This window comes from Pedococcus sp. P2_F6 (genome assembly GCF_056403675.1).
Genome location: NZ_JBFUEZ010000003.1, coordinates 156,699 through 175,672, shown reverse-complemented (window position 1 = coordinate 175,672; position 18,974 = coordinate 156,699). Strand labels below are relative to the sequence as shown.

The following is an 18,974-nucleotide window of genomic DNA, read 5'->3' as shown; positions in this document are numbered from 1 at the left end:
GGGTGGCATGCGCCTCAAGGGAATCGCCATCGCCGCCATCGCGGCACTCGCCCTCGTGGGTTGCTCGTCCAACGACAAGGCCCCGGCCAAGGAGGGCACCCCGGCCGAGCAGCTCGCGGCGGCGCGCACGAACCTCGAGAAGAGCCCGGCGGTCACGTTCACCCTCGATGCGACCGACCTGCCCAGCAAGGCGGTCGGCGTCTCGGCGGCCAAGGGGACGGGGCTGTTCACCCCGCCGTCGTTCCAGGGCACCCTCAACGCCACGATCGCCGGCGTGACAGGGACGGTCGACGTGATCGCCGTCGAGCAGGACGTCTACATGAAGTTCTTCACCCCGGACTACAACAAGATCGACCCGGCGACCTACGGAGCCCCCAACCCGGCGCAGCTCTTCAACAAGCAGACCGGGATCACCAGCCTGATCGGCAAGACCCAGTCCCTCGCCAAGGGTGAAAAGGTCCGCGACGGGGCGGATGTGCTCACGGCCTTCACGGGCAAGCTCCCGGGCGCCGCCGTGGCGGACCTGCTCGTCATCGGAGACCGCTCCGGGACGTTCGACGTGACCTACGGCGTCACCCAGAGCGGCCAGGAGCTGCGCACGGTCGTCCTCAAGGGACCGTTCTACGCCGGGGCCACCTCGACCTACTCCCTGCGGCTCAAGAGCCTGCCCCAGCCCGTTGCGATCACCCGCCCCTAGGGCGCTGCTCGCCACGGCGTCCGTGGCGGTGGCACTTGCAGCGGCGGACACCTACGTCGTCGTCCTGGCCCTGACGGACATGATGACCGGCGTCGGTCTCGGCATCGACGCCCTGCAGAAGGCCACGCCGATCATCTCGGGCTTCCTGCTCGGCTACATCGCCGTGCTGCCCCTCATTGGCCGTCTCGCGGATCTCGTTGCCAGACAACGGATCCTGGTCGCCTGCCTGACGATCTTCGTCGTCGGGTCCGCGATCACGGCCCTTGCTGTCGAGCTGCCGGTCCTGGTGACCGGGCGGGTTCTGCAGGGCATCGGGGGTGGTGGTCTCGTTCCAGCCACGCTCGCCATCGTGGCCGACCTCTGGCCGCCTGACCGGCGGGGCACCCCCTTGGGCGTGGTCGGCGCGGTGCAGGAGGTGGGCAGCGTCCTCGGGCCGGTGTTCGGAGCCGCCGTCCTCGCCATCTCCGGCTGGCGGACGATCTTCTGGCTCAACGTGGTGGCCGGTCTCGTCCTCGCTGGAGCGGTACTCGTCATCGGAGGCGTGCGGCCAGGACGACCACGCGGCATACCCCTCGTGCTCGGCGCCTCGGCGCTCGTCGTGGGCGGGCTCGCACTCGCTGCGCCGTCGCGGCTGGCGGCCGACGTGACGCTGGGAGTTCCGTTCGTGCCGTTCGGCGACTCGACGTCGCGGGTGTTGACCCCGATCGGGGTGGTCGCCCTGACCCTCGTGCTGGCGCTCGTCGTGGTGACGGCACCGCGGTGGTGGGTACTGCTGCGGCGCGCCGACCTGCCCGGTGCTGTGCTCCTCGGGCTGGCCCTCGGCAGCGTGGTGCTGACCTTTGCCGCCAGCGATCCCGAGCGTGAGGTGGTCGGGCCGCTGGGGTTCGCGTTGCTGCCGGTCGGGGCCCTCGCCCTGGGGCTCTACCTCTGGAGGCACCACACCGTTGCCGAGCCCCTCGTGGCGCGCGGTGTCGTGCGAGGCCGGGCGCGGACCTCCCTCGTCGTGAGCCTTCTCGTGGGCGCCGCCCTCGTGGCGGTCATCGTCGACGTGCCGGTGCTCGCGAGGCTGACGCTCACCGACTCGCAGACTGTCGCGGCGTTCGTGCTGGTGCGGTTCCTGCTGGCCGTGCCCGTGGGTGCGCTGCTCGGGGGCTGGTCGCTGCGCAGGCTCGGTGACGGGCTGGTCAGTGGGGCCGGCCTGCTGGTGGCGACCGTCGGCCTGTTCGCGATGAGCGGGTGGGGGGAAGGCTCCCTCGACGGGCCGATGGCCACGGTGGTCCTCGTGGCCGTGGGGCTGGGGGTCGGGCTGGCGCTCGCTCCGGTCAACAACGCGGCCCTCGCCGACGCCCCGGCCGAGGCGCACGGCGTGGCCTCAGCCCTGGTCGTCGTGGCCCGCATGGTCGGGATGGTCGTGGGCCTGGCGCTGCTGACGGCGATCGGCCTGCACCGCTACTACGACACCGTCGCAGCGCTGCCCGACCAGACGGACACGAAGGCACTCCTCGCCGCAGGCCTCGTGCAGGTGCAGACGGTGTTCCTCGGCGCGGCGATCGCGGCCCTCCTCGGCGCCCTCGCGTCGGTGGGACTCGGTCTTCGCCGGAACCAGCAGCCGGTGGCTTCCCTCCAACCTTGGTGAACCCTTCTCGTGCGCTCGTGCTCGCCGGCGTGCTCGGCCTCGTGCTGACGACCGCGGCGTGTGTCCCACCGCCGCGGGCGTGCACGGAGATCGGCGCCACGAACGGTGTCCGCGTCACCATCGCCGGCTTTCCGCGGGCGTTCGACGCCCAGGCCCTCAACAACGAGATCAGCGTGCGCGCCTGCGTCAGAGGCAGGTGCGGGACGGCGGCCTTCATGGGTGCCGAGGAGGACTCGGCGTGGGTCGACCTCCCGGCCATCAGCTCCACCGAACCCGTCGACGTCACCGTCACCGCGCGCGACACGGCAGGCGCGGTGTTCGTCCCCGAGACCACGGTCCGCGTCACCCCGCGCAAGGTCCAGCCCAACGGGCCAGGGTGCGAGCCCACGGCCTTTCAGGCGCAGGTCACGGTCACGCCACCGGCGAGAGCAGTGTCGTGAAGGCCTCGACGACCTCGTCGGTGGCTTCGTACACCAGCATGTGACCGCGACCGGTGAGGATCCGCAGCTCTGCGTGGGGGATCAGCTCGGCGAGCCGTCGACCGTGCCGGGGCGGCGTGAGCCTGTCGCGGTCACCGACCAGCACCACGGTGGGTATGCCGGCCAGCTGGCTCAGTGCCTCGCTCTCGTCGTGCTCCCCGAGGGCGCCGAAGAACCGGCCCATGGTCGGCAGCGACGTCCGCGCCACCATGTCGCGGGTCAGCTGCACGTGTGACGGGTCGGCGTCGGCACCGAACAGCAGCCGTCGCTGGCCCCGGTTCGTGACGAACCGGCCCGCCGGGATCCCTGGCATCCGCGATGCGAGGGCCATCAGGCGGGCCTCGACGGCTGAGAGGCGGTTCTGCAGGTCACCCGCGCTGGTCGCCACGAGCACCGTGCCGGCCACCCGGGTTCGGAACTCGTCGGGGTGCAGCCCCGCGTAGGCCATCACCGTCATCCCGCCCATCGAGTGACCTCCGAGGAGCACTCGTCCCCGCGGCGCCACCACGTCGAGCACCGCAGCCAGGTCGCCACCGAGCATCCGCACCGTCGGCCGGCCACGCAACGGGCTGGACCCGCCGTGCCCCCGCTGGTCGTAGGTCACCACCCGCACCCCCGCCGCGACGAGCTGCTCGACGACCGGGAGCCACGACGCCCGCGTGAGCGTCCACCCGTGCGCCAGGACCACGGTGGGGGCGTTGCCGACGGAGGTGGCGGCGCCCTTGGAGGCCGTGCCCGCGGCATACTCCTGCACCTGGAGCAGGGCTCCGTCGGGAACGGCGACGGTGAAGGTGCGGGACGTCATCCGCTCAGTCGTCCAGCTGCACGACGACGGGGGCGTGGTCGGAGGCGCCCTTGCCCTTGCGCTCCTCGCGGTCGATCACGGCGCCGGCCACCCGGGCCGCGAACGCCGGGGTGCCGAGGATGAAGTCGATCCGCATCCCGCGACGTTTCTGGAAGCTCAGCATCTTGTAGTCCCAGTAGGTGAAGGTCCCGGGCTCGGGGGTGTGGGGCCGCACGACGTCGACGAACCCGGCGTCCAGGAGCGCCTGAAAGGCCGCCCGCTCACCGGGGGAGACGTGGCTCTTGTCGAGGTAGTACTCCATCGACCAGACGTCCTCGTCCTGCGGTGCGATGTTCCAGTCGCCCATGAGCGCCGCCGTCTCGCCGGCCTCGACGGACGTCCTCGCCTGGTCGCGGAGCCGGGCCAGCCAGTCGAGCTTGTAGACCATGTGCGGGTCCTCGATGTGGCGACCGTTGGGGACGTAGACCGAGGTGACCTTGACGCCCCCGCACGTGGCGGTGAGGGCGCGTGCCTCGACGACCGGCGGGTCGCCCCACGCCGGGGCGTCGGGGAAGGACGGCGTGACGTCCTCGATCCCGACCCGGGACACGATGGCGACGCCGTTCCAGTGGTTCAGGCCGTGGTGGGCCACCTCGTAGCCGAGGGCCTGAAGCCGGTCGAACGGGAACTGGGCGTCGGTCGCCTTGGTCTCCTGGATCGCGAGCACGTCGACGTCGCTGCGCTGCAGCCAGGCCTCGACACGGTCGATGCGGGAGCGGATCGAGTTGACGTTCCAGGTGGCAATGCGCACGCAGGCAACCCTATGCGGACCCGCCTAGAGTGAGGACATGAGCACTGCCCTCGTCACCGGCGCCACCGCCGGCATCGGCCTGTCCTTCGCCCACGCCCTCGCGGAGCGCGGGCACGACGTCGTCCTCGTCGCCCGTGACCGTGCGCGGCTGGAGAACGTCTCCGACGAGCTGCACGCGAAGTACTCCGTCGGGACCGAGATCCTCGTCGCCGACCTTTCCGACCGGGCCGAGACGGGCAAGGTCGCCGAGCGGCTGGCCGACCTCGCCCGTCCCGTCGACCTGCTGGTCAACAACGCGGGTTACTCGCTCAAGGGCTCGTTCCTGCGCCACGACGTCACGGAGGAGGAGGCCAACTTCGACGTCCTGTGCCGGGCGGTCCTGGTCCTGTCGCACGCCGCGGGCAACGCGATGCGCAGCCGCGGGCACGGCGCCATCATCAACGTCTCGTCGGTCGCCTCGTTCATCACCGCGGGCACCTACTCCGCCAACAAGTCCTACGTCACGGTCTTCACCGAGGGCCTCGCCGCGGAGCTGCGCGGCACCGGCGTGACGGCCACCGCCCTCTGTCCCGGGTTCACGCACACCGAGTTCCACGAGCGGGCGCAGGTCGACATGTCGAGCATCCCCGACTTCATGTGGCTCAATGCCGACCGGCTGGTGCGCGACTGCCTCGACGACGTCGCCAAGGGCCGCGTCGTGTCGGTGCCGTCAGCGCAGTACAAGGCGATCGTCGCCGCGCTGCGCGTCGTGCCCCGCTCACTGGTGCGCCGCCGCGCCCGGAGCGTCCACCGCCCAGGGAAGTAGGTCTGTGCCGCGTGGCTGAGCCACGCGGCATACCTCGGCGTGGTCAGGGGTGGTCATCGGTGGCCCGCGGCGTAGTGCCGGGCCAGCAGGTCGCCACCCCAGTCGTCTGTGAGGTCCCGCCACACGCTGTGGATGTGGTTCGCGTCGTCCTGCGTGTTGTCGTACTCGAGCAGGAAGGTCGGTCCGAGCACCGAGTAGTAGTGGCCCTCGCCGGGACTCGTCCCGCCTGCCCACGCGAACCGGATCTCGTCGAGATCCGCCTTGTCGGCCGCTGCCCACGCGGCTGCCGCGGCTGTCTCGGGCGTGCGGCCGAAGTAGTGGCGCACCAGTTCGTGCAGTCGCTGCTGCTGCGTGGTGGTCAGGTCCGCGTGCCCGATGCCCGCGCTGATGCGGGAGGAATCGGCGACCGGGTCGTAGCGGGTCAGGATGTCGCGGGGGGCCTTGGCGGACGTGATGGCCCGCTGCCGCTGGGTTTCGTCGAGGGAGGCGAGCAGGTCGCGGGCGAGGTCCTCTTCGGCGGTGAGCGCACTCATTCCCTCGCGTGGACCCGTGGGCACCCGCGCCGGTTCGGACCCGAAGAAGCTCGGCGTCACGCTGAGGTCGTCACCGACGGCCGTCACGTGGACCGCCAGGTGGTGGCCGTTGACCCGCCAGGCCCACGCGCCCCCGTCCGACGGCGTGCCGAAGACCCGGAACCAGAACCGGTCGTCGCCCGGTTGTGGCTCGCCCCCGGCCAGCTGTCGGCGAACGAAGTCGAGCTCGATCACGGCCCGCGCGGTCTTCGCCCCTGCGGCACTGCAGCCGGTGTCGAGCAGGTTGAGAGCCGCCTCCCGCTGGTCCGTCGTCAGCTCGGCGAGCGACAGGCCGGGTCGGGGCCCGGGCAGGTAGGACCAGTCACGGAACCCCGGGTCGTCGAGGTCGGCAGCGAGGGCCCCCTGCTGTGGAGGCGTGAGCAACGCAACCAGTGCGGAGGCAGCGTCTGCCATCCGACCGGTGAGGCGCCGCGAGGTCGAGGCCATGACGTTCACCCTAGGCAGGGCGAGCGCGCTGACAAGGTCTGAGGCGGGGCCAGAACGGGCCTCGGTAGGCTGGCCAACCGTGACCGACACTGCCGCCGCCCGTGCCCGCCTGCTCGAGATCGTCAAGGAGAAGGCCATCGTCCACGGCCGGGTGACGCTGTCGTCCGGCAAGGAGGCCGACTACTACGTCGACCTGCGTCGCATCACCCTCGACGGCGAGGCCGCGCCGCTGGTCGGGATCGTCATGCGCGACCTGGTGGCCGACCTCGACTATGACGCCGTGGGCGGGCTGACGCTCGGAGCCGACCCCGTCGCCACCTCGATCCTGCACGCGAGCGCAGCTGCAGGGGATCGCAAGGACGCGTTCGTCGTCCGCAAGGCGGGCAAGGCCCACGGGCTCCAGCAGCGCATCGAGGGGCCCTCGATCGAGGGCCGCCGCGTCGTCGTCGTCGAGGACACGACGACCACCGGCAACTCACCGCTCGACGCCGTGGACGCCGCCCGCGAGGCCGGGGCCGAGGTCGTGGCCATCGCGACCATCGCGGACCGCGCGACCGGTGCCGGGCAGCGGTTCGAGGACGCCGGGCTCGAGTACCGGTTCGTCTACGGCCTCGACGAACTCGGTCTGGCCTAGGCTGCACTGCAGAAGGCGCACCGTGGAAGCTGCACCGCTGTAGGCGAGACGCCGCACAAGACGACGCCGCACAAAACAAGGGGATTGCTCATGTGGGTCTGGATCATCATCGCGGTCGTGCTCGTGCTGCTCGTCCTGTGGGCGGTCGGTGTCTACAACGGGCTGATCAAGCTGCGCAACCTCGTGCAGGAGGCGTGGCGCCAGATCGACGTCGAGCTCAAGCGCCGGCACGACCTCATCGGCAACCTCGTGGAGACGGTCAAGGGCTACGCCGCCCACGAGCGGGGCACGCTCGAGGACGTCATGAAGGCCCGCTCCGCCGCCATGGCCGGTGGTCAGAGCCCCGCGCAGCAGGCCCAGAGCGAGGGCTTGCTGAGCCAGGCGCTCGGCCGGCTCATCGCGGTCGCCGAGGCCTACCCCGACCTGAAGGCCAACCAGAACTTCCTGGCGCTGCAGCAGGAGCTGACCTCCACCGAGGACCGGATCGCCGCGGCCCGGCGCTACTACAACGCCAACGTGCGTGAGCTCAACACCAAGGTCGAGACCGTCCCGTCCAACATCATCGCCGGCATGTTCAACATCGGCCGCGCCGAGTACTTCGAGGTCGAGGGCGAGGAGCGCGACCCCGTGAAGGTCGACTTCGGCCAGCGCGACGCAACGATCCCCCCGCCCAGCGGGTATGCCGGGGGCACGCCAGCAGGCGCCCCCGCCACCCCGCCCGCCCCGCCCACGCAGGACACCCCGCCAACCCCGTAGGCGCGGCTGGGGTCCACCGGTCGGTGGACGGGGAATCAACCGGGTGGGGCTGACGCCGGCGCCTGCGGGCACGACAGGCTGTAGCCATGTCAACACCAGACGCACCCATCCGTTTGACCGGACTGCGCAAGACCTACGGAGCTCGCGAGGCCGTCGACGGCATCGACCTGCAGATCGAACGAGGCGAGGTGTTCGCGCTGCTCGGCCCGAACGGCGCGGGCAAGACGACGACCGTCGAGATCCTGGAGGGTTTCCGCAAGCGCGACGGCGGCACCGTCAGCGTCCTCGGCGAGGACCCGCAGACGGCGGGTCTCGCCTGGCGCAACCGGCTCGGCGTCGTGCTGCAGTCCTCGACCGGGCTGGACCTCATCACGCCTCGCGAGGCACTGGCCAGCACCGCCAAGGTGTTTCGCACCCCACGCGATGTCGACGAGGTGCTCGCCGCGGTCGGGCTCGTCGACAAGGCGAACGACCGGGTCGGCAAGCTCAGCGGTGGCCAGCGTCGCCGGCTCGACGTCGGCCTGGGCATCGTCGGCACCCCCGAGCTGCTGTTCCTCGACGAACCCACCACGGGCTTCGACCCCCAGGCCCGACGCGACTTCTGGGAGCTGATCGGCTCGTTGGCCGACGGCGGCACGACGATCCTGCTCACGACCCACTACCTGGACGAGGCCGAGCAGCTGGCCGACCGGGTGGGTGTCATCGCCGCGGGCAGGATGCTCGCCCTCGACACCCCGGCCAACCTCGGTGGTCGGGCCTCGTCCGAGGCCACGGTGACGTGGGAGGACGACGCGGGCACGCGGCATACCGAGAAGACAAGCACGCCAACGCAGTTCGTCGCGCGCCTCGGCGCCGAGCTCGGCGGCGAGGTCCGCAAGCTGACCGTGACCCGGCCCTCCCTGGAGGACACCTATCTCTCCCTGATCACCCCGCACCTCGCCGCCGCCGTGACCGGCCGCGAACCCGAACTGGAGGTCGTCGCGTGAACACGTTCGCCATCGGCTGGGACCGCACCGTCCTCGAGCTGAAGATGTACTTCCGCGAGAAGGAGGCGGTGTTCTTCTCCTTCGTCTTCCCGATCCTCATGCTGAGCATGTTCTCGGTGATCTTCGGCGACAGCTTCAGCAAGGGCGACGCTGCTGACGCCGGGGTCACCGCTGCCCGCTTCTTCCTCCCGGGGATGGTCGCGGCCGGCGTGATGCTGACCAGCTTCCAGTCGATGGCGCTGTCCGTCGCGGTCGAGAGGGACGACGGCACCCTCAAGCGGCTGCGGTCGACGCCGATGCCGCCGGTCGCCTACTTCCTCGGCAAGGTCGGGCTGGTGGCGATCACGAGCCTCGCGCAGTTCGCGCTGCTCATCGCCGTCGCCAAGCTCGGGTTCGGCGTCCAGCTGCCGACCGACGCGGGGCGGTGGGGCACCTTCGTGTGGGTGTTCCTGCTCGGTGTCGCCTCAGGCACGGTGCTCGGGATCGCCTTCTCCTCCCTGGCTTCCTCGTCCCGCTCTGTCGGCGCCATCGTCATCGCACCGACCCTCATCCTGCAGTTCATCTCCGGCGTCTACTTCGCCTTCACCGACCTGCCCGAGTGGCTCAAGCAGGTGGCTTCGGTCTTCCCCTTGAAGTGGATCGCGCAGGGCATGCGGTCGGTGTTCTTCCCCGGCGACTGGCAGGACCAGGAGATGGCCGGCGGGTGGGAGCACGGTCGCACCGCCCTCGTGCTCGCCGCGTGGCTGGTCGCCGGGCTCATCGTCTGTGCCCGCACCTTCCGCTGGACCAAGCGCGGCACGACATGATGGTCACGTGAGTGCCGGGATGAGGGCCACATGAGCACCGACAGCATCGGGCCGGCTGACTGCTCGGAGCAGGGCGCATCAGCCGATGCCCTCGACGAGATGTGGCGCGGCCAGATGCGTTGGTGGCACGGACTGTTCGCCGTCCTCGTCGTGACGACCGTCGTGGTGATGGTGGCAGAGGACAAGGAGTACCTCGGCTGGCGGATCGCCTGCGTGGTCGCCATCGGCGCGGCGTATGCCGTGTGGGGCCGCCGCGGGATGGGTGAGCGTGACCCCGTGGCGGGCATCGCCTACACAGGGGTCGCCTGGGGGCTGATGATCGTCCTCATGTCGCTCGACGGCACGGGCACGGCCTGGATCCTGACGTTCGGGCTCTTCCCGCAGACCTGGGCGATCCTGCCGCGCAACAAGGCTGCCGTGACGGTGATCCTCGCTGTGGTCGGGATCGGGCTCGCGCGCCTGTTGCAGGGTCCCCGCACCGGCGACGACGCCATCGGCATCGCGATCAGCACCGTCATCATGCTCGTGCTTTCGCTCACCCTGGGCCTGTTCATCCACCGGATCATCCGGGAGGCCGACGCCCGGGCGCGGACCATCGACGAGCTGCACCGCACGCAGGACGAGCTCGCCGCGGCCGAGCGCGCGCAGGGCGTCGCCGGCGAGCGTGAGCGCATCTCGCGCGAGATCCACGACACCTTGGCGCAGGGCTTCACCTCGGTCGTGACGCTGGCCCGCGCGACCGAGCTGGCGCTGGACCGCGGCGACCTCGCCGCCGTCCGCGAGCGACTGCGGCTGATCGAGCAGACCGCCGCCGACAACCTCTCCGAGGCCCGGCTGATCGTCGCTGAGATGACGCCCGGCCACCTCCAGTCGCGGACGCTTTCCGAGGCCTTGCAGCGGCTCGTCGACGCTGTCTCGGCGGAGAGCGGCATGGCCGGGTCGCTCCGCGTGGACGGGGAGCCGGTCGTCCTCTCGGCCAACTCCGAGGTGGTGCTGCTGCGCACCGCCCAGGAGGGGCTGGCCAACGTGCGGCGTCACTCGGGTGCCTCCACCTTCGAGGTGTTCCTGTCGTATGCCGCGGACGGCCCCATCGCGCTCGTGGTCACCGACGACGGCGTCGGGTTCGACCCGGTCGCCGGGGCCCGGGGCTACGGGCTCGACGGGGCGACTGCCCGTGCCAGTGAGGTCGGTGGCCGGTTCGACGTCGACAGCACGCCGGGCGCGGGCTCGCGACTGAGGGTGGAGGTGCCCCGATGACCGAGGGTGGAGGTGCCCCGATGGCGTTGCGGCTCCTGGTGGTCGACGACCATCCGGTCGTCCGCATGGGCCTGGTGGCGATGCTGTCCGAGCACCCGGACTTCGAGGTGGTCGGTGAGGCCGCCGACGGAGCCGAGGCGGTGGTGCTGGCGGCGCGGCTGAGGCCCGACGTGGTGCTCATGGACCTGCGCATGCCGGTCATGGACGGTGCCGACGCCACGGCCAGGATGCGGGCCGGCGAGCCGGCGCCTGCGGTCCTGGTGCTCACCACCTATGACACGGATGCCGACATCGTCCGGGCGGTGGAGGCGGGTGCCAACGGCTACCTGCTCAAGGACGCACCCCGCGAGACCCTGGCCGACGCCATCCGCCGGGCGGCGCGGGGCGAGACCGTGCTGGCCCCTCCCGTCGTCGCACGACTGGCCAGTCGGATGCGCGCGCCCGCGCCGCCGACGCTGACCGATCGCGAGACCGAGGTGTTGCGGTGCGTCGCCAAGGGCCTGTCCAACGCCGAGGTCGGTCGCGAGCTGCACATCGGGGAGGCCACCGTGAAGACGCACCTCCTGCGGGCCTTCGAGAAGCTCGGGGTGACGGACCGCACGGCAGCCGTCACCGCGGCATACCGGGCCGGGCTGATCGAGCTCTGACGACCGAGCCCGAAGGATTGAGCGCTGAGGATCCAGCCCTGAGGCACGCCGCGGGTGTCTGGCGGGCCTCTTGATCCGGTAAGACCCGGTTCGTCCGATGCACCTGGGGTAGTACCAGTGTCCCTGTCGGCGTGCGCTCGGGCCCGCGACCATGGGTGATAGACCGCGGCGCATCCGCACGCGCCCCGCGGCGAATGGAGAGGGGTCAACAATGCGCAATGTCTACCGGGTACTGGCGTTCCTCGTGGCGATCGAGGTGGCCATCCAGGCGATGTTCGTCGTCTATGGCGACGCAGGGTTGGGGCTGTGGATCGAGAACGATGGTGGTGTGGTGGACAAGGCGACCTTTGATGCGGCGATCGAAGGGGGCGAGGCGCCCTTCCCGGAGTTCCAGGCCCTCCTTCTGCACGGGATGAACGGGATGATGGTCATCCCCGCGTTGGCGCTGTTGCTGGTCATCTCGTCGTTCTTCGCGAAGGTGCCGCGCGGCATCCTGTTCGCGTTCGCGGTGCTGGTGCTCGTCCTGCTGCAGGTCACCCTGGGCCTGATGGGTCACAGCATCGCGGCACTGGGTGCCCTGCACGGTCTCAACGCGCTGGCGCTGTTCTCGACGGCGGCCTGGACGGGAATCAGGGTGAAGCGGGCTGCTCCGGCGAGGACTGGAGCGCGCGAGTCCGCTGATCGCGTTGCCGTCTGAAGGGCAGGCTCGCCGGCATGGCCGGGTCCGACTGGTGGTCGCGCTTGCGGCGACCCTCGCGGTCCTGGTCCCGCTGGCCTGGATGTGGGCCGCCAGCCTGGTTCCGTCGTCCTACTCGGTGATGCGGATGGGGCCGGTCGACCTCGGTGGCGTGGCCGAGCTGCATGCGCACCTGCCGGGCGCCACCGGAGGCCGCGACGTCACCACCCTCGCCGAACCCGACGACGGGACTCCCGACGTCGAGGTCACCCTGACCGCGCGCCGGCAGAAGGTGACCATCGCCGGCGGACCCACGCTCACGGCATACACCCTCAACGGCACGACGCCGGGGCCGACGATCCGTGCGCAGGCGGGTGACCTCGTGCAGGTGACCCTCGTCAACGAGTCGGTTCCGGGCGGCACGACCCTGCACTGGCACGGGATCGATGTGCCCAACGCCGAGGACGGTGTCGCCGGGGTCACCCAGGACGCCGTGCCGATCGGCGGTCGGCACGTCTACCGGTTCCGCGCCGACCAGGTGGGCACCTTCTGGTACCACTCGCACCAGGTCTCGCACGCGCAGGTGGTCAAGGGCCTGCTGGGAGCTGTCGTCGTCACCCCTCGCGGTGGCATCGGCGGCGACGTCGACGTCGTGGGGCTGTCGCACCTGTACGCCGGCAAGCGGGCGGTGCAGGGCAGGGCCGGAGATGTGCCGGTCGAGGTCGCGCCCGGGGCGAGTGCCAGGGTGCGGATCATCAACACCGACAACGGAATCATGCCGGTGTGGGTGAGTGGGGCGGCGTTCGAGCTGGTAGCCGTCGACGGCACGGACGTGAACCAGCCGACGGCCGTCGAGGGCCGGAAGGTGCTGGTGCCGGCGGGAGGTCGGGCCGACCTGCGGGTGAGGGTGCCGACCTCGGGTGAGGCCGTACGGGTGGAGATGGGCGGAGCCGCGCTCGTGCTGGGTCCGGCCGGTCGCTCGGGGACCGCCACCCGCGCGCCCAGGCCCGTCGTCGACCTGCTGACCTACGGCTCGCCTGCCGCACTGCCCTTCGACCCGGCGAGTCCCGACCGGCGGTTCGACTACGAGATGGGTCGGCGCCCGGGCTTCCTCAACGGACGCCCCGGGGTGCAGTGGACGATCAACGGCCAGATGTTCCCGGCAGTCCCGATGTTCATGGTCTCCGAGGGCGACGTCGTCGTGATGCACATCGACAACCACTCGGGCGAGACGCACCCGATGCACCTGCACGGGCACCACGTCGTCGTGCTGGCGCGCGACGGGGTAAAGGCCACGGGCAGTCCGTGGTGGACCGACTCCCTGGAGGTCAACAGCGGTCAGACGATGGATGTGGCTTTCGTCGCCGACAACCCCGGCATCTGGCTGGACCACTGCCACAACCTGCCGCACGCCCAGGAGGGTCTGGTCGCCCACCTGATGTACGAGGGGGTGACCACCCGGTTCCGACTGGGGCGGGACACCCCCAACAGCCCTGAGTAAGTGGGGTGCCTTGGGGTGGCGTCACCCAAGTCCCTGAACCCGAGAAAGGTAGGACTGGTGGGTCAGACGCGGTCGTCGCGCAGGTCCTCGATGGCCTCGCCGGTCTCATCGACGATCTCCTCCGCGTCGGTCCGGCCGCGGCGAGCCCGGATCACCTCGACGACCATGGGGACCAACGACACGGCCACGATCGCCAGGATGGCCAGCTCGAGGTGGTCCTTGAGCGCGGGGAACGAGTTGCCCAGGAAGTAGCCGAGCAGCGTCACGACCCAGACCCACAGGACTGCGCCGACCCCGCTCCACAGGAAGAAGTGCCGGCGCTCCATCCGGCTCACCCCGGCGACGACGGTGATGAAGGTGCGCACGATGGGCACGAACCGGCCGATGACCAGTGCCTTGGCGCCGTGCTTCTCGAAGAAGGCGTGGCTGTCGTCGAAGTACTTCTTCTTCAGGATGCGGCCGTCGCGCTCATAGAGCGGTCGGCCCACGGCGCGGCCGATCTCGTACCCGACGACGTTGCCCGCGAACGCCGCGACGCTCAGCACCACGAGGGCGACGACCAGGTTCATCGAGAAGTCACCGGTGCTGATGAACAGCCCGATGGCGAAGAGCAGCGAGTCACCGGGCAGGATCGGGAAGAGCAGCCCGCACTCGATGAAGACGATCGCCACGCTCACCCAGAAGAACTGGGATCCGAAGTGGTCCAGGAGCCACTGGGGGTCCATCCAGTTGGTGCTGAGTGAGTGCATGGACTACAGGGTATGCCGCGTGCCCGCGACCGCCCGAATCCTCACCTGAGAGCAGCCTGAGCCCGACAGCAACCCCTCGGGCGCGAGTTTGAAGGATCTGCCGGACCAGGGTCCGGCAGATCCTGCAAAGACTCCAAGGTCAGTCGGGGTGGGCAACCGGCTTTCGGTCCGGCAGGGGCACGATGCCCAGCCCGAGGACCGCGGCGACGGGCAGCAGCGGCCACACCCAGTGGACACCTTCACGCGAGACGATCCCGGACGCCGCCATCACCCCGAGTCCACCGCACACTGCCGCGGTCGCGACCGCCGGGCGCCACACGGAGGGCGCGGGGCGACGGTCGCGGATGGGCTTCTCGAACCGGCCGAAGAGCAGGACCAGCCCGGAGGTCACAGCGCCGAGGACGGCGAACCACACCGGCCTGGTGGTCCACCAGTACCCGGTGAGTGGAGTCGCCCGGAGCCCGAAACCCCCTGCCAGCAAGGACATCCCGATGACCAGCACCATGGCCGTGAGGTGCCAGAGGTAGAGCGACATGATGCGCAGGTTGACCACGACGGCAACGGCCCACACCCTCGGGCGTTCCAGCAGGACAGCCAGCCGCCGCTCGGCCAGCAGCACCACGCCGGCCTGGACCATCCCCAGGAAGGCCAGCGTGACGCGGGTCGGGTAGGAGTTGTTGAGGACGGCACCCTCGACCCCGATCATCGAGACGGGGTAGGGGCCGGCCCAGACGAGGGCCACGAGCCCGACGAGGCCGACGGCGGCGAGCGAGGCCCGCCGCCCCGTGGTGGCCAACGAGCCGTCGAGCCAGGCGAAGCCCAGCTGGTGCACCGTGGCCCAGACGACGAGGTAGTTGGCGAACCCCACCCAGTGGTTGTCGCCGGCGATGCTCCACCAGTCGACCAGGCCCCCGAGGGTGAGCCCGGCCCCCACGCTCCACCAGCCCAGGCGCTCCCAGGCTGCGAGCAGGAGGGGCGCCACCGCGACCACGACGATGTAGGCCGCGAGGAACCAGGTGGGCACGAGGGCGACCTGCGACGCAGTGCGCAGCGTTGCCCCGGGGACGCCCGCGGCATACGCGATGGAGGCGATCGCCAGCCACACGAGGAGGAGGGGGACCACCGGAGCGGCGAGCCGTTGGAGCCGCGCCCGCAACCACGTGGCGTAGGTCTCGCCGCGGCGACGGGCAGAGCGCCAGGACAGGCCGTTCGCGTAGCCGCCGACGATGAAGAACAGCGGCATCACCTGGAAGACCCAGGTGAGCGGGTGGCTCCACGGTGCGATGTTGAGCACGGCGTTCGGCACGAGCTTTCCGTCCCGCACCATGACCGCGGCCATCAGCCAGTGGCCGAGGACGACGGTCAGGATCGCGGCGGCGCGCAGGAAGTCGACGACGCGGTTTCGGTCAGCGGGGGTGGCGGCAGCGAGGGCGCGGGGGTCCATGGGTCGAGCGTGGCGGGTCGGGGGGCGCGGCGCCTGAGTAGCAGCGCCCATCCGCCGGCAGCGGCGTGGCACACTCCGCCCCCTAGGGTGGCGGGCGTGAAGGACGAGGCGAGCCCGAGCGACGAGGTCGGCGTGGGCCCGTGGTCGGGCGACTGGCCGGCCGGCGACCACTGGGACGCCGAGCTACTACGCGACGGTGACCGCCGCAACGTCGTGGACGGCTACCGCTACTGGCGGCACGACGCCATCGTCGCTGACCTCGACACCCACCGCCACGACTTCCACGTGGCCGTCGAGAACTGGGGCCACGACTTCAACATCGGGTCGGTCATCAGGACGGCGAACGCCTTCAACGCCAAGGCTTTCCACATCGTCGGCAAACGACGGTGGAACCGCCGGGGAGCGATGGTCACCGACCGCTACCAGCACGAGCACCACCACCCGACCGTGGAGGACCTCGTCACCTGGGCCGCGACGGCGGGCACCGGCGCCGGCGGCCCGCCACGCGGCATACCCCTCATCGGGATCGACAACCTGCCGGGCTCGCTGCCCCTGGAGACCTATGACCTGCCGCGCGAGTGCGTGCTCGTCTTCGGACAGGAGGGGCCAGGGCTGTCGGCGCCGATGCGTGCGGCCTGTGAGGTGGTGCTGCACATCGAGCAGTTCGGGTCGACGCGCTCGATCAACGCCGGCGCTGCGGCAGCGATCGCCATGCATGCCTGGGTGCGGCGGAACATTTTCGGGCAGGCTGTCGATTAGCACTCCGCTCGCCCGTCATCAGGATGGAAGCACCCACCGATGAGAGGAACAGCCATGACCCAGTACATCGTCCTGCTGCCGGCCGACGAGACCCGCTACGCCTCGGCCTCCGCCGAGGAGCGCACCGACCTCACGGCCGCCCACGGGGAGTTCGTCCAGCTGCTCGCCGAGCGCGGGCACAAGATGACCGGCGGTGCGCAGCTGACCCCGGCCGGGGCGGCGCGGGTGGTCCGCGGGTCCGCCACCGACGAGGTCTCCGTGACCGACGGCCCCTACGCCGAGAGCGCCGAACAGGTCGGCGGCTACTACGTCGTCGAGACCTCGGACGTCGACGACCTGGCCAAGGTCTGCGGCCGGCTGCTCGCGACGCCGTTCCACGACGCGATCGAGATCCGGCAGCTCGTCGAGGGCATGTGAGGTCGTCATGACCGAGTACGTCGTCCTCATCGTCGGTGATGCCGACCGCTGGTGGACCACCATGAGCCCGGAGCGACGCCAGGCCGGGTATGCCGAGTACACCCGGTTCGGGGAAGAGCTGGGCCGGCGTGGTCACAAGATCGTTGGTGGAGCGGAGCTGCACGCGACCTCCGAGGGGCGTCGCATCCCGCGTGGCGGCGGCCCGGTCACCGACGGCCCCTTTGCCGAGGTGACGGAGCAGGTCGGCGGCTTCTACCAGATCGAGACCGACGACCTCGACGACCTGTTGGAGTGCTGTCAGATCATCGCCGCCGTCGGGGACGGCATCGAGGTGCGGCGGGTGGTCAAGCCCGAGGACCGCGGGTCGTGAGGTACGTCGTCCTCATCGCCTACGAGCCCGGCCGCTGGGCCGAGGCCGGCGAGGAGGTGCGGCAGGAGTACTTCGATGCCCACCACGCCTTCGAGCGGTTCGTCGACGAGCACGGACGGCGACTCGGCAGCGCGGCGTTGAGCGATGCCGACCTGGCGACGACGATCCGGCGTGACGGCGACGGCTCGGACGTCGTCACCGACGGACCCTTCGTCGAGCTCGCCGAGCAGATCGGCGGCTACTACGACGTCGAGCTGCCCGACCTCGACGCCGCCATCGCGGCCGCTCGGCTGCTGCCGCGGGACTACACCCTCGAGATCCGTTCCGTGGTCGGCGTGGAGGGCTACGAGAGCCGGTGAGCTCCGACGAGGTCGGCGGGTCGGCCGAGTACCCGGCCGAGGTGCTGGCCACCGTGGTGCGGGAGGAGTGGGGACGGCTCACGTCCCTGCTCCTCGCCCGCTTCCGCCGACTCGACCTCGTCGAGGACGCGCTCGCCGACGCTGTCGAGACCGCGACGCGGCGCTGGACCCGCGACGGCGCACCCGACAACCCGGCGGCCTGGCTCCACACGGCGGCCCGGCGCCGCGTGCTGGACCGGCTGCGCGCCGAGTCGATGGCGCACCGCAAGGTGCCACTGCTGATCATCGAGGCCGAACGCGAGGAGGGATCGCCCGTGCGCGCAGACCCCGGCGACCTCGTCGAGGACGACCTCCTGCGGCTGGTCCTCATGTGCACCCACCCCGCGCTCGACCCCGCCACGGCGAGCGCCCTCGCGCTGCGCCTGGTGCTCGGCGTGAGCACCGCCGACATCGCCCGCCTGTTCCTCGTGCCGGAGCCGACCATGGCGGCCCGCATCACCCGCGCCAAGCGCAAGATCGTCACGGCAGGTATCCCCTTCGCCTTCCCTTCCGCGGAGGCGCTGCCCGACCGGCTCGACACCGTGGCCCAGACTGCCTACCTGGCGTTCACGGCCGGCTACGCCCCCGGCTCCGGACCGGACGCCGTGCGCACCGGCCTCGCCGGTGAGGCGATTCGGCTGGTCCGCGTCGTGCTCGCCCTGCGCCCCGAGACGCCAGTACTGGTGGCCCTCCTCGCCCTGATGCTGCTGCAGCACTCGCGTCGCGACGCGCGCGTCGACGAGACGGGGAGGATCGTGCTGCTGCCCGACCAGGACCGGTCGCGCTGGCACCGTGACGAGGTCGACGAAGCCGTGCGGCTGCTCGGGTCGCCGAGCCTCACCGGCCCGATCACCCTCCAGGCGGCGGGGTATGCCGTGCAGGCCCGGATCGCGGTCGAGCACGCCACCGCACCCACTGCCTCCGCGACGCCGTGGGATCGGGTCGTCGCCCTCTACGACGAACTCCTGGCGCTGACGCCCACTCCCAGCGCGCGGCTGGCGCGCGCCGTCGCCGTCGCCGAGGCCCGCGGACCGCAGGAGGGACTGGCGGCCCTCGAGGGACTGGACGACCTGCTCGCGCACACCCACCGGCTGCCTGCCGTCCGCGCCGAGCTGCTCACCCGCGCCGGCGACCGCGAAGGTGCGGCCGCGGCATACGCCGTCGCCTTCGAGCGCTGCGGCAACGAGGCGGAACGCGCCCTGCTCAGTGAGCGGCAGACGGCCCTGGGCATCAGCGGGGACTGAGCCAGGGGCGGGGCACTGGACCGACCCACCAGCCTGAGACACGGGTGTCCGCCTTCGCGCGGGTCGTGCAAAGATCGGCGACGACGCAAGGCCGCCCCA

22 protein-coding genes are annotated in these 18,974 nt (G+C 70.9%); 17 read left to right on the top strand and 5 right to left on the bottom strand.

Annotated elements, in window-relative coordinates; genetic code table 11:
- Positions 1-7: 7 nt before the first annotated feature.
- The 3 genes from AC1DWP_RS08805 to AC1DWP_RS08795 are packed head-to-tail and all read left to right on the top strand — an operon-like array spanning position 8 to position 2,773.
- A complete protein-coding gene (locus AC1DWP_RS08805; protein WP_477614087.1) occupies positions 8-697 on the top strand; it encodes an LppX_LprAFG lipoprotein in 690 nt (229 codons plus the stop codon).
- Between the two features lie 28 nt (positions 698-725).
- Entirely contained in the window at positions 726-2,333 is a 1,608-nt protein-coding gene (locus AC1DWP_RS08800) for an MFS transporter (RefSeq protein WP_477614086.1), read from the top strand.
- Positions 2,330-2,773: a hypothetical protein gene (locus AC1DWP_RS08795; RefSeq protein WP_477614085.1), complete on the top strand. Its 444-nt coding sequence runs from the start codon at positions 2,330-2,332 to the stop codon at positions 2,771-2,773. Before AC1DWP_RS08800 ends, AC1DWP_RS08795 begins: the two co-directional genes overlap by 4 nt.
- Here AC1DWP_RS08795 and AC1DWP_RS08790 read toward each other — a convergent pair.
- Positions 2,745-3,617: an alpha/beta fold hydrolase gene (locus AC1DWP_RS08790; RefSeq protein WP_477614084.1), complete on the bottom strand. Its 873-nt coding sequence runs from the start codon at positions 3,615-3,617 to the stop codon at positions 2,745-2,747. The genes AC1DWP_RS08795 and AC1DWP_RS08790 overlap by 29 nt on opposite strands.
- A 4-nt stretch (positions 3,618-3,621) precedes the next feature.
- The gene (locus AC1DWP_RS08785) at positions 3,622-4,407 is read right to left on the bottom strand and encodes an exodeoxyribonuclease III (protein WP_477614083.1); all 786 of its coding nucleotides are present in this window, start codon (positions 4,405-4,407) and stop codon (positions 3,622-3,624) included.
- A gap of 37 nt (positions 4,408-4,444) precedes the next feature.
- On the opposite strand from AC1DWP_RS08785, the gene AC1DWP_RS08780 reads away from it, so the two are divergent.
- Positions 4,445-5,212, top strand: a complete 768-nt coding sequence (locus tag AC1DWP_RS08780) for an SDR family NAD(P)-dependent oxidoreductase (protein ID WP_477614082.1) — start codon at positions 4,445-4,447, stop codon at positions 5,210-5,212.
- Positions 5,213-5,265: 53 nt separating this feature from the next.
- Here AC1DWP_RS08780 and AC1DWP_RS08775 read toward each other — a convergent pair whose 3' ends face one another.
- Positions 5,266-6,231 (bottom strand): DUF3500 domain-containing protein, encoded by a 966-nt coding sequence (locus AC1DWP_RS08775; protein WP_477614081.1) that lies wholly within the window; start codon positions 6,229-6,231, stop codon positions 5,266-5,268.
- A 79-nt stretch (positions 6,232-6,310) separates the two neighbouring features.
- Here AC1DWP_RS08775 and pyrE point away from each other — a divergent pair, with 79 nt between their 5' ends.
- The 8 genes from pyrE to AC1DWP_RS08735 all read left to right on the top strand — a co-directional run bounded on the left by pyrE (position 6,311) and on the right by AC1DWP_RS08735 (position 13,494).
- A complete protein-coding gene (pyrE, locus tag AC1DWP_RS08770) occupies positions 6,311-6,865 on the top strand; it encodes an orotate phosphoribosyltransferase (RefSeq protein WP_477614080.1) in 555 nt (184 codons plus the stop codon).
- 90 nt (positions 6,866-6,955) lie between these two features.
- On the top strand, positions 6,956-7,621 hold the full coding sequence (locus AC1DWP_RS08765) for a LemA family protein (RefSeq protein ID WP_477614079.1): 666 nt from the start codon (positions 6,956-6,958) through the stop codon (positions 7,619-7,621).
- A gap of 86 nt (positions 7,622-7,707) precedes the next feature.
- The gene (locus AC1DWP_RS08760) at positions 7,708-8,607 is read left to right on the top strand and encodes an ABC transporter ATP-binding protein (protein WP_477614078.1); all 900 of its coding nucleotides are present in this window, start codon (positions 7,708-7,710) and stop codon (positions 8,605-8,607) included.
- A complete protein-coding gene (locus tag AC1DWP_RS08755) occupies positions 8,604-9,413 on the top strand; it encodes an ABC transporter permease (RefSeq protein ID WP_477614077.1) in 810 nt (269 codons plus the stop codon). The genes AC1DWP_RS08760 and AC1DWP_RS08755 overlap by 4 nt, the downstream gene beginning before the upstream one ends.
- Positions 9,414-9,443: 30 nt before the next feature.
- Positions 9,444-10,670 carry a sensor histidine kinase gene (locus AC1DWP_RS08750; RefSeq protein WP_477614076.1) on the top strand — a complete coding sequence of 409 codons (1,227 nt, stop codon included), beginning with the start codon at positions 9,444-9,446 and terminating at the stop codon, positions 10,668-10,670.
- Entirely contained in the window at positions 10,667-11,317 is a 651-nt protein-coding gene (locus AC1DWP_RS08745; RefSeq protein WP_477614075.1) for a response regulator, read from the top strand. Before AC1DWP_RS08750 ends, AC1DWP_RS08745 begins: the two co-directional genes overlap by 4 nt.
- A gap of 211 nt (positions 11,318-11,528) precedes the next feature.
- Positions 11,529-12,014 (top strand): hypothetical protein, encoded by a 486-nt coding sequence (locus tag AC1DWP_RS08740; protein ID WP_477614074.1) that lies wholly within the window; start codon positions 11,529-11,531, stop codon positions 12,012-12,014.
- Between the two features lie 34 nt (positions 12,015-12,048).
- A complete protein-coding gene (locus AC1DWP_RS08735) occupies positions 12,049-13,494 on the top strand; it encodes a multicopper oxidase family protein (RefSeq protein ID WP_477614073.1) in 1,446 nt (481 codons plus the stop codon).
- 62 nt (positions 13,495-13,556) lie between these two features.
- On the opposite strand, the gene AC1DWP_RS08730 is transcribed toward AC1DWP_RS08735, so the two are convergent.
- Together AC1DWP_RS08730 and AC1DWP_RS08725 are read right to left on the bottom strand one after the other, a co-directional pair.
- Positions 13,557-14,243 (bottom strand): DedA family protein, encoded by a 687-nt coding sequence (locus tag AC1DWP_RS08730; RefSeq protein WP_477614072.1) that lies wholly within the window; start codon positions 14,241-14,243, stop codon positions 13,557-13,559.
- 139 nt (positions 14,244-14,382) lie between these two features.
- Positions 14,383-15,687: an acyltransferase family protein gene (locus AC1DWP_RS08725; RefSeq protein WP_477614071.1), complete on the bottom strand. Its 1,305-nt coding sequence runs from the start codon at positions 15,685-15,687 to the stop codon at positions 14,383-14,385.
- Positions 15,688-15,774: 87 nt separating this feature from the next.
- On the opposite strand from AC1DWP_RS08725, the gene AC1DWP_RS08720 reads away from it, so the two are divergent.
- From AC1DWP_RS08720 to AC1DWP_RS08700, 5 genes are read left to right on the top strand one after another with little or no spacing between them, the layout of a single operon-like run.
- Positions 15,775-16,446: a TrmH family RNA methyltransferase gene (locus AC1DWP_RS08720; protein WP_477614070.1), complete on the top strand. Its 672-nt coding sequence runs from the start codon at positions 15,775-15,777 to the stop codon at positions 16,444-16,446.
- Between the two features lie 54 nt (positions 16,447-16,500).
- Positions 16,501-16,863, top strand: a complete 363-nt coding sequence (locus AC1DWP_RS08715; protein WP_477614069.1) for a YciI family protein — start codon at positions 16,501-16,503, stop codon at positions 16,861-16,863.
- 7 nt (positions 16,864-16,870) lie between these two features.
- Entirely contained in the window at positions 16,871-17,233 is a 363-nt protein-coding gene (locus AC1DWP_RS08710) for a YciI family protein (protein WP_477614068.1), read from the top strand.
- The gene (locus AC1DWP_RS08705) at positions 17,230-17,592 is read left to right on the top strand and encodes a YciI family protein (protein WP_477614067.1); all 363 of its coding nucleotides are present in this window, start codon (positions 17,230-17,232) and stop codon (positions 17,590-17,592) included. Before AC1DWP_RS08710 ends, AC1DWP_RS08705 begins: the two co-directional genes overlap by 4 nt.
- On the top strand, positions 17,589-18,875 hold the full coding sequence (locus tag AC1DWP_RS08700; RefSeq protein WP_477614066.1) for an RNA polymerase sigma factor: 1,287 nt from the start codon (positions 17,589-17,591) through the stop codon (positions 18,873-18,875). Before AC1DWP_RS08705 ends, AC1DWP_RS08700 begins: the two co-directional genes overlap by 4 nt.
- Positions 18,876-18,974: the final 99 nt, after the last annotated feature.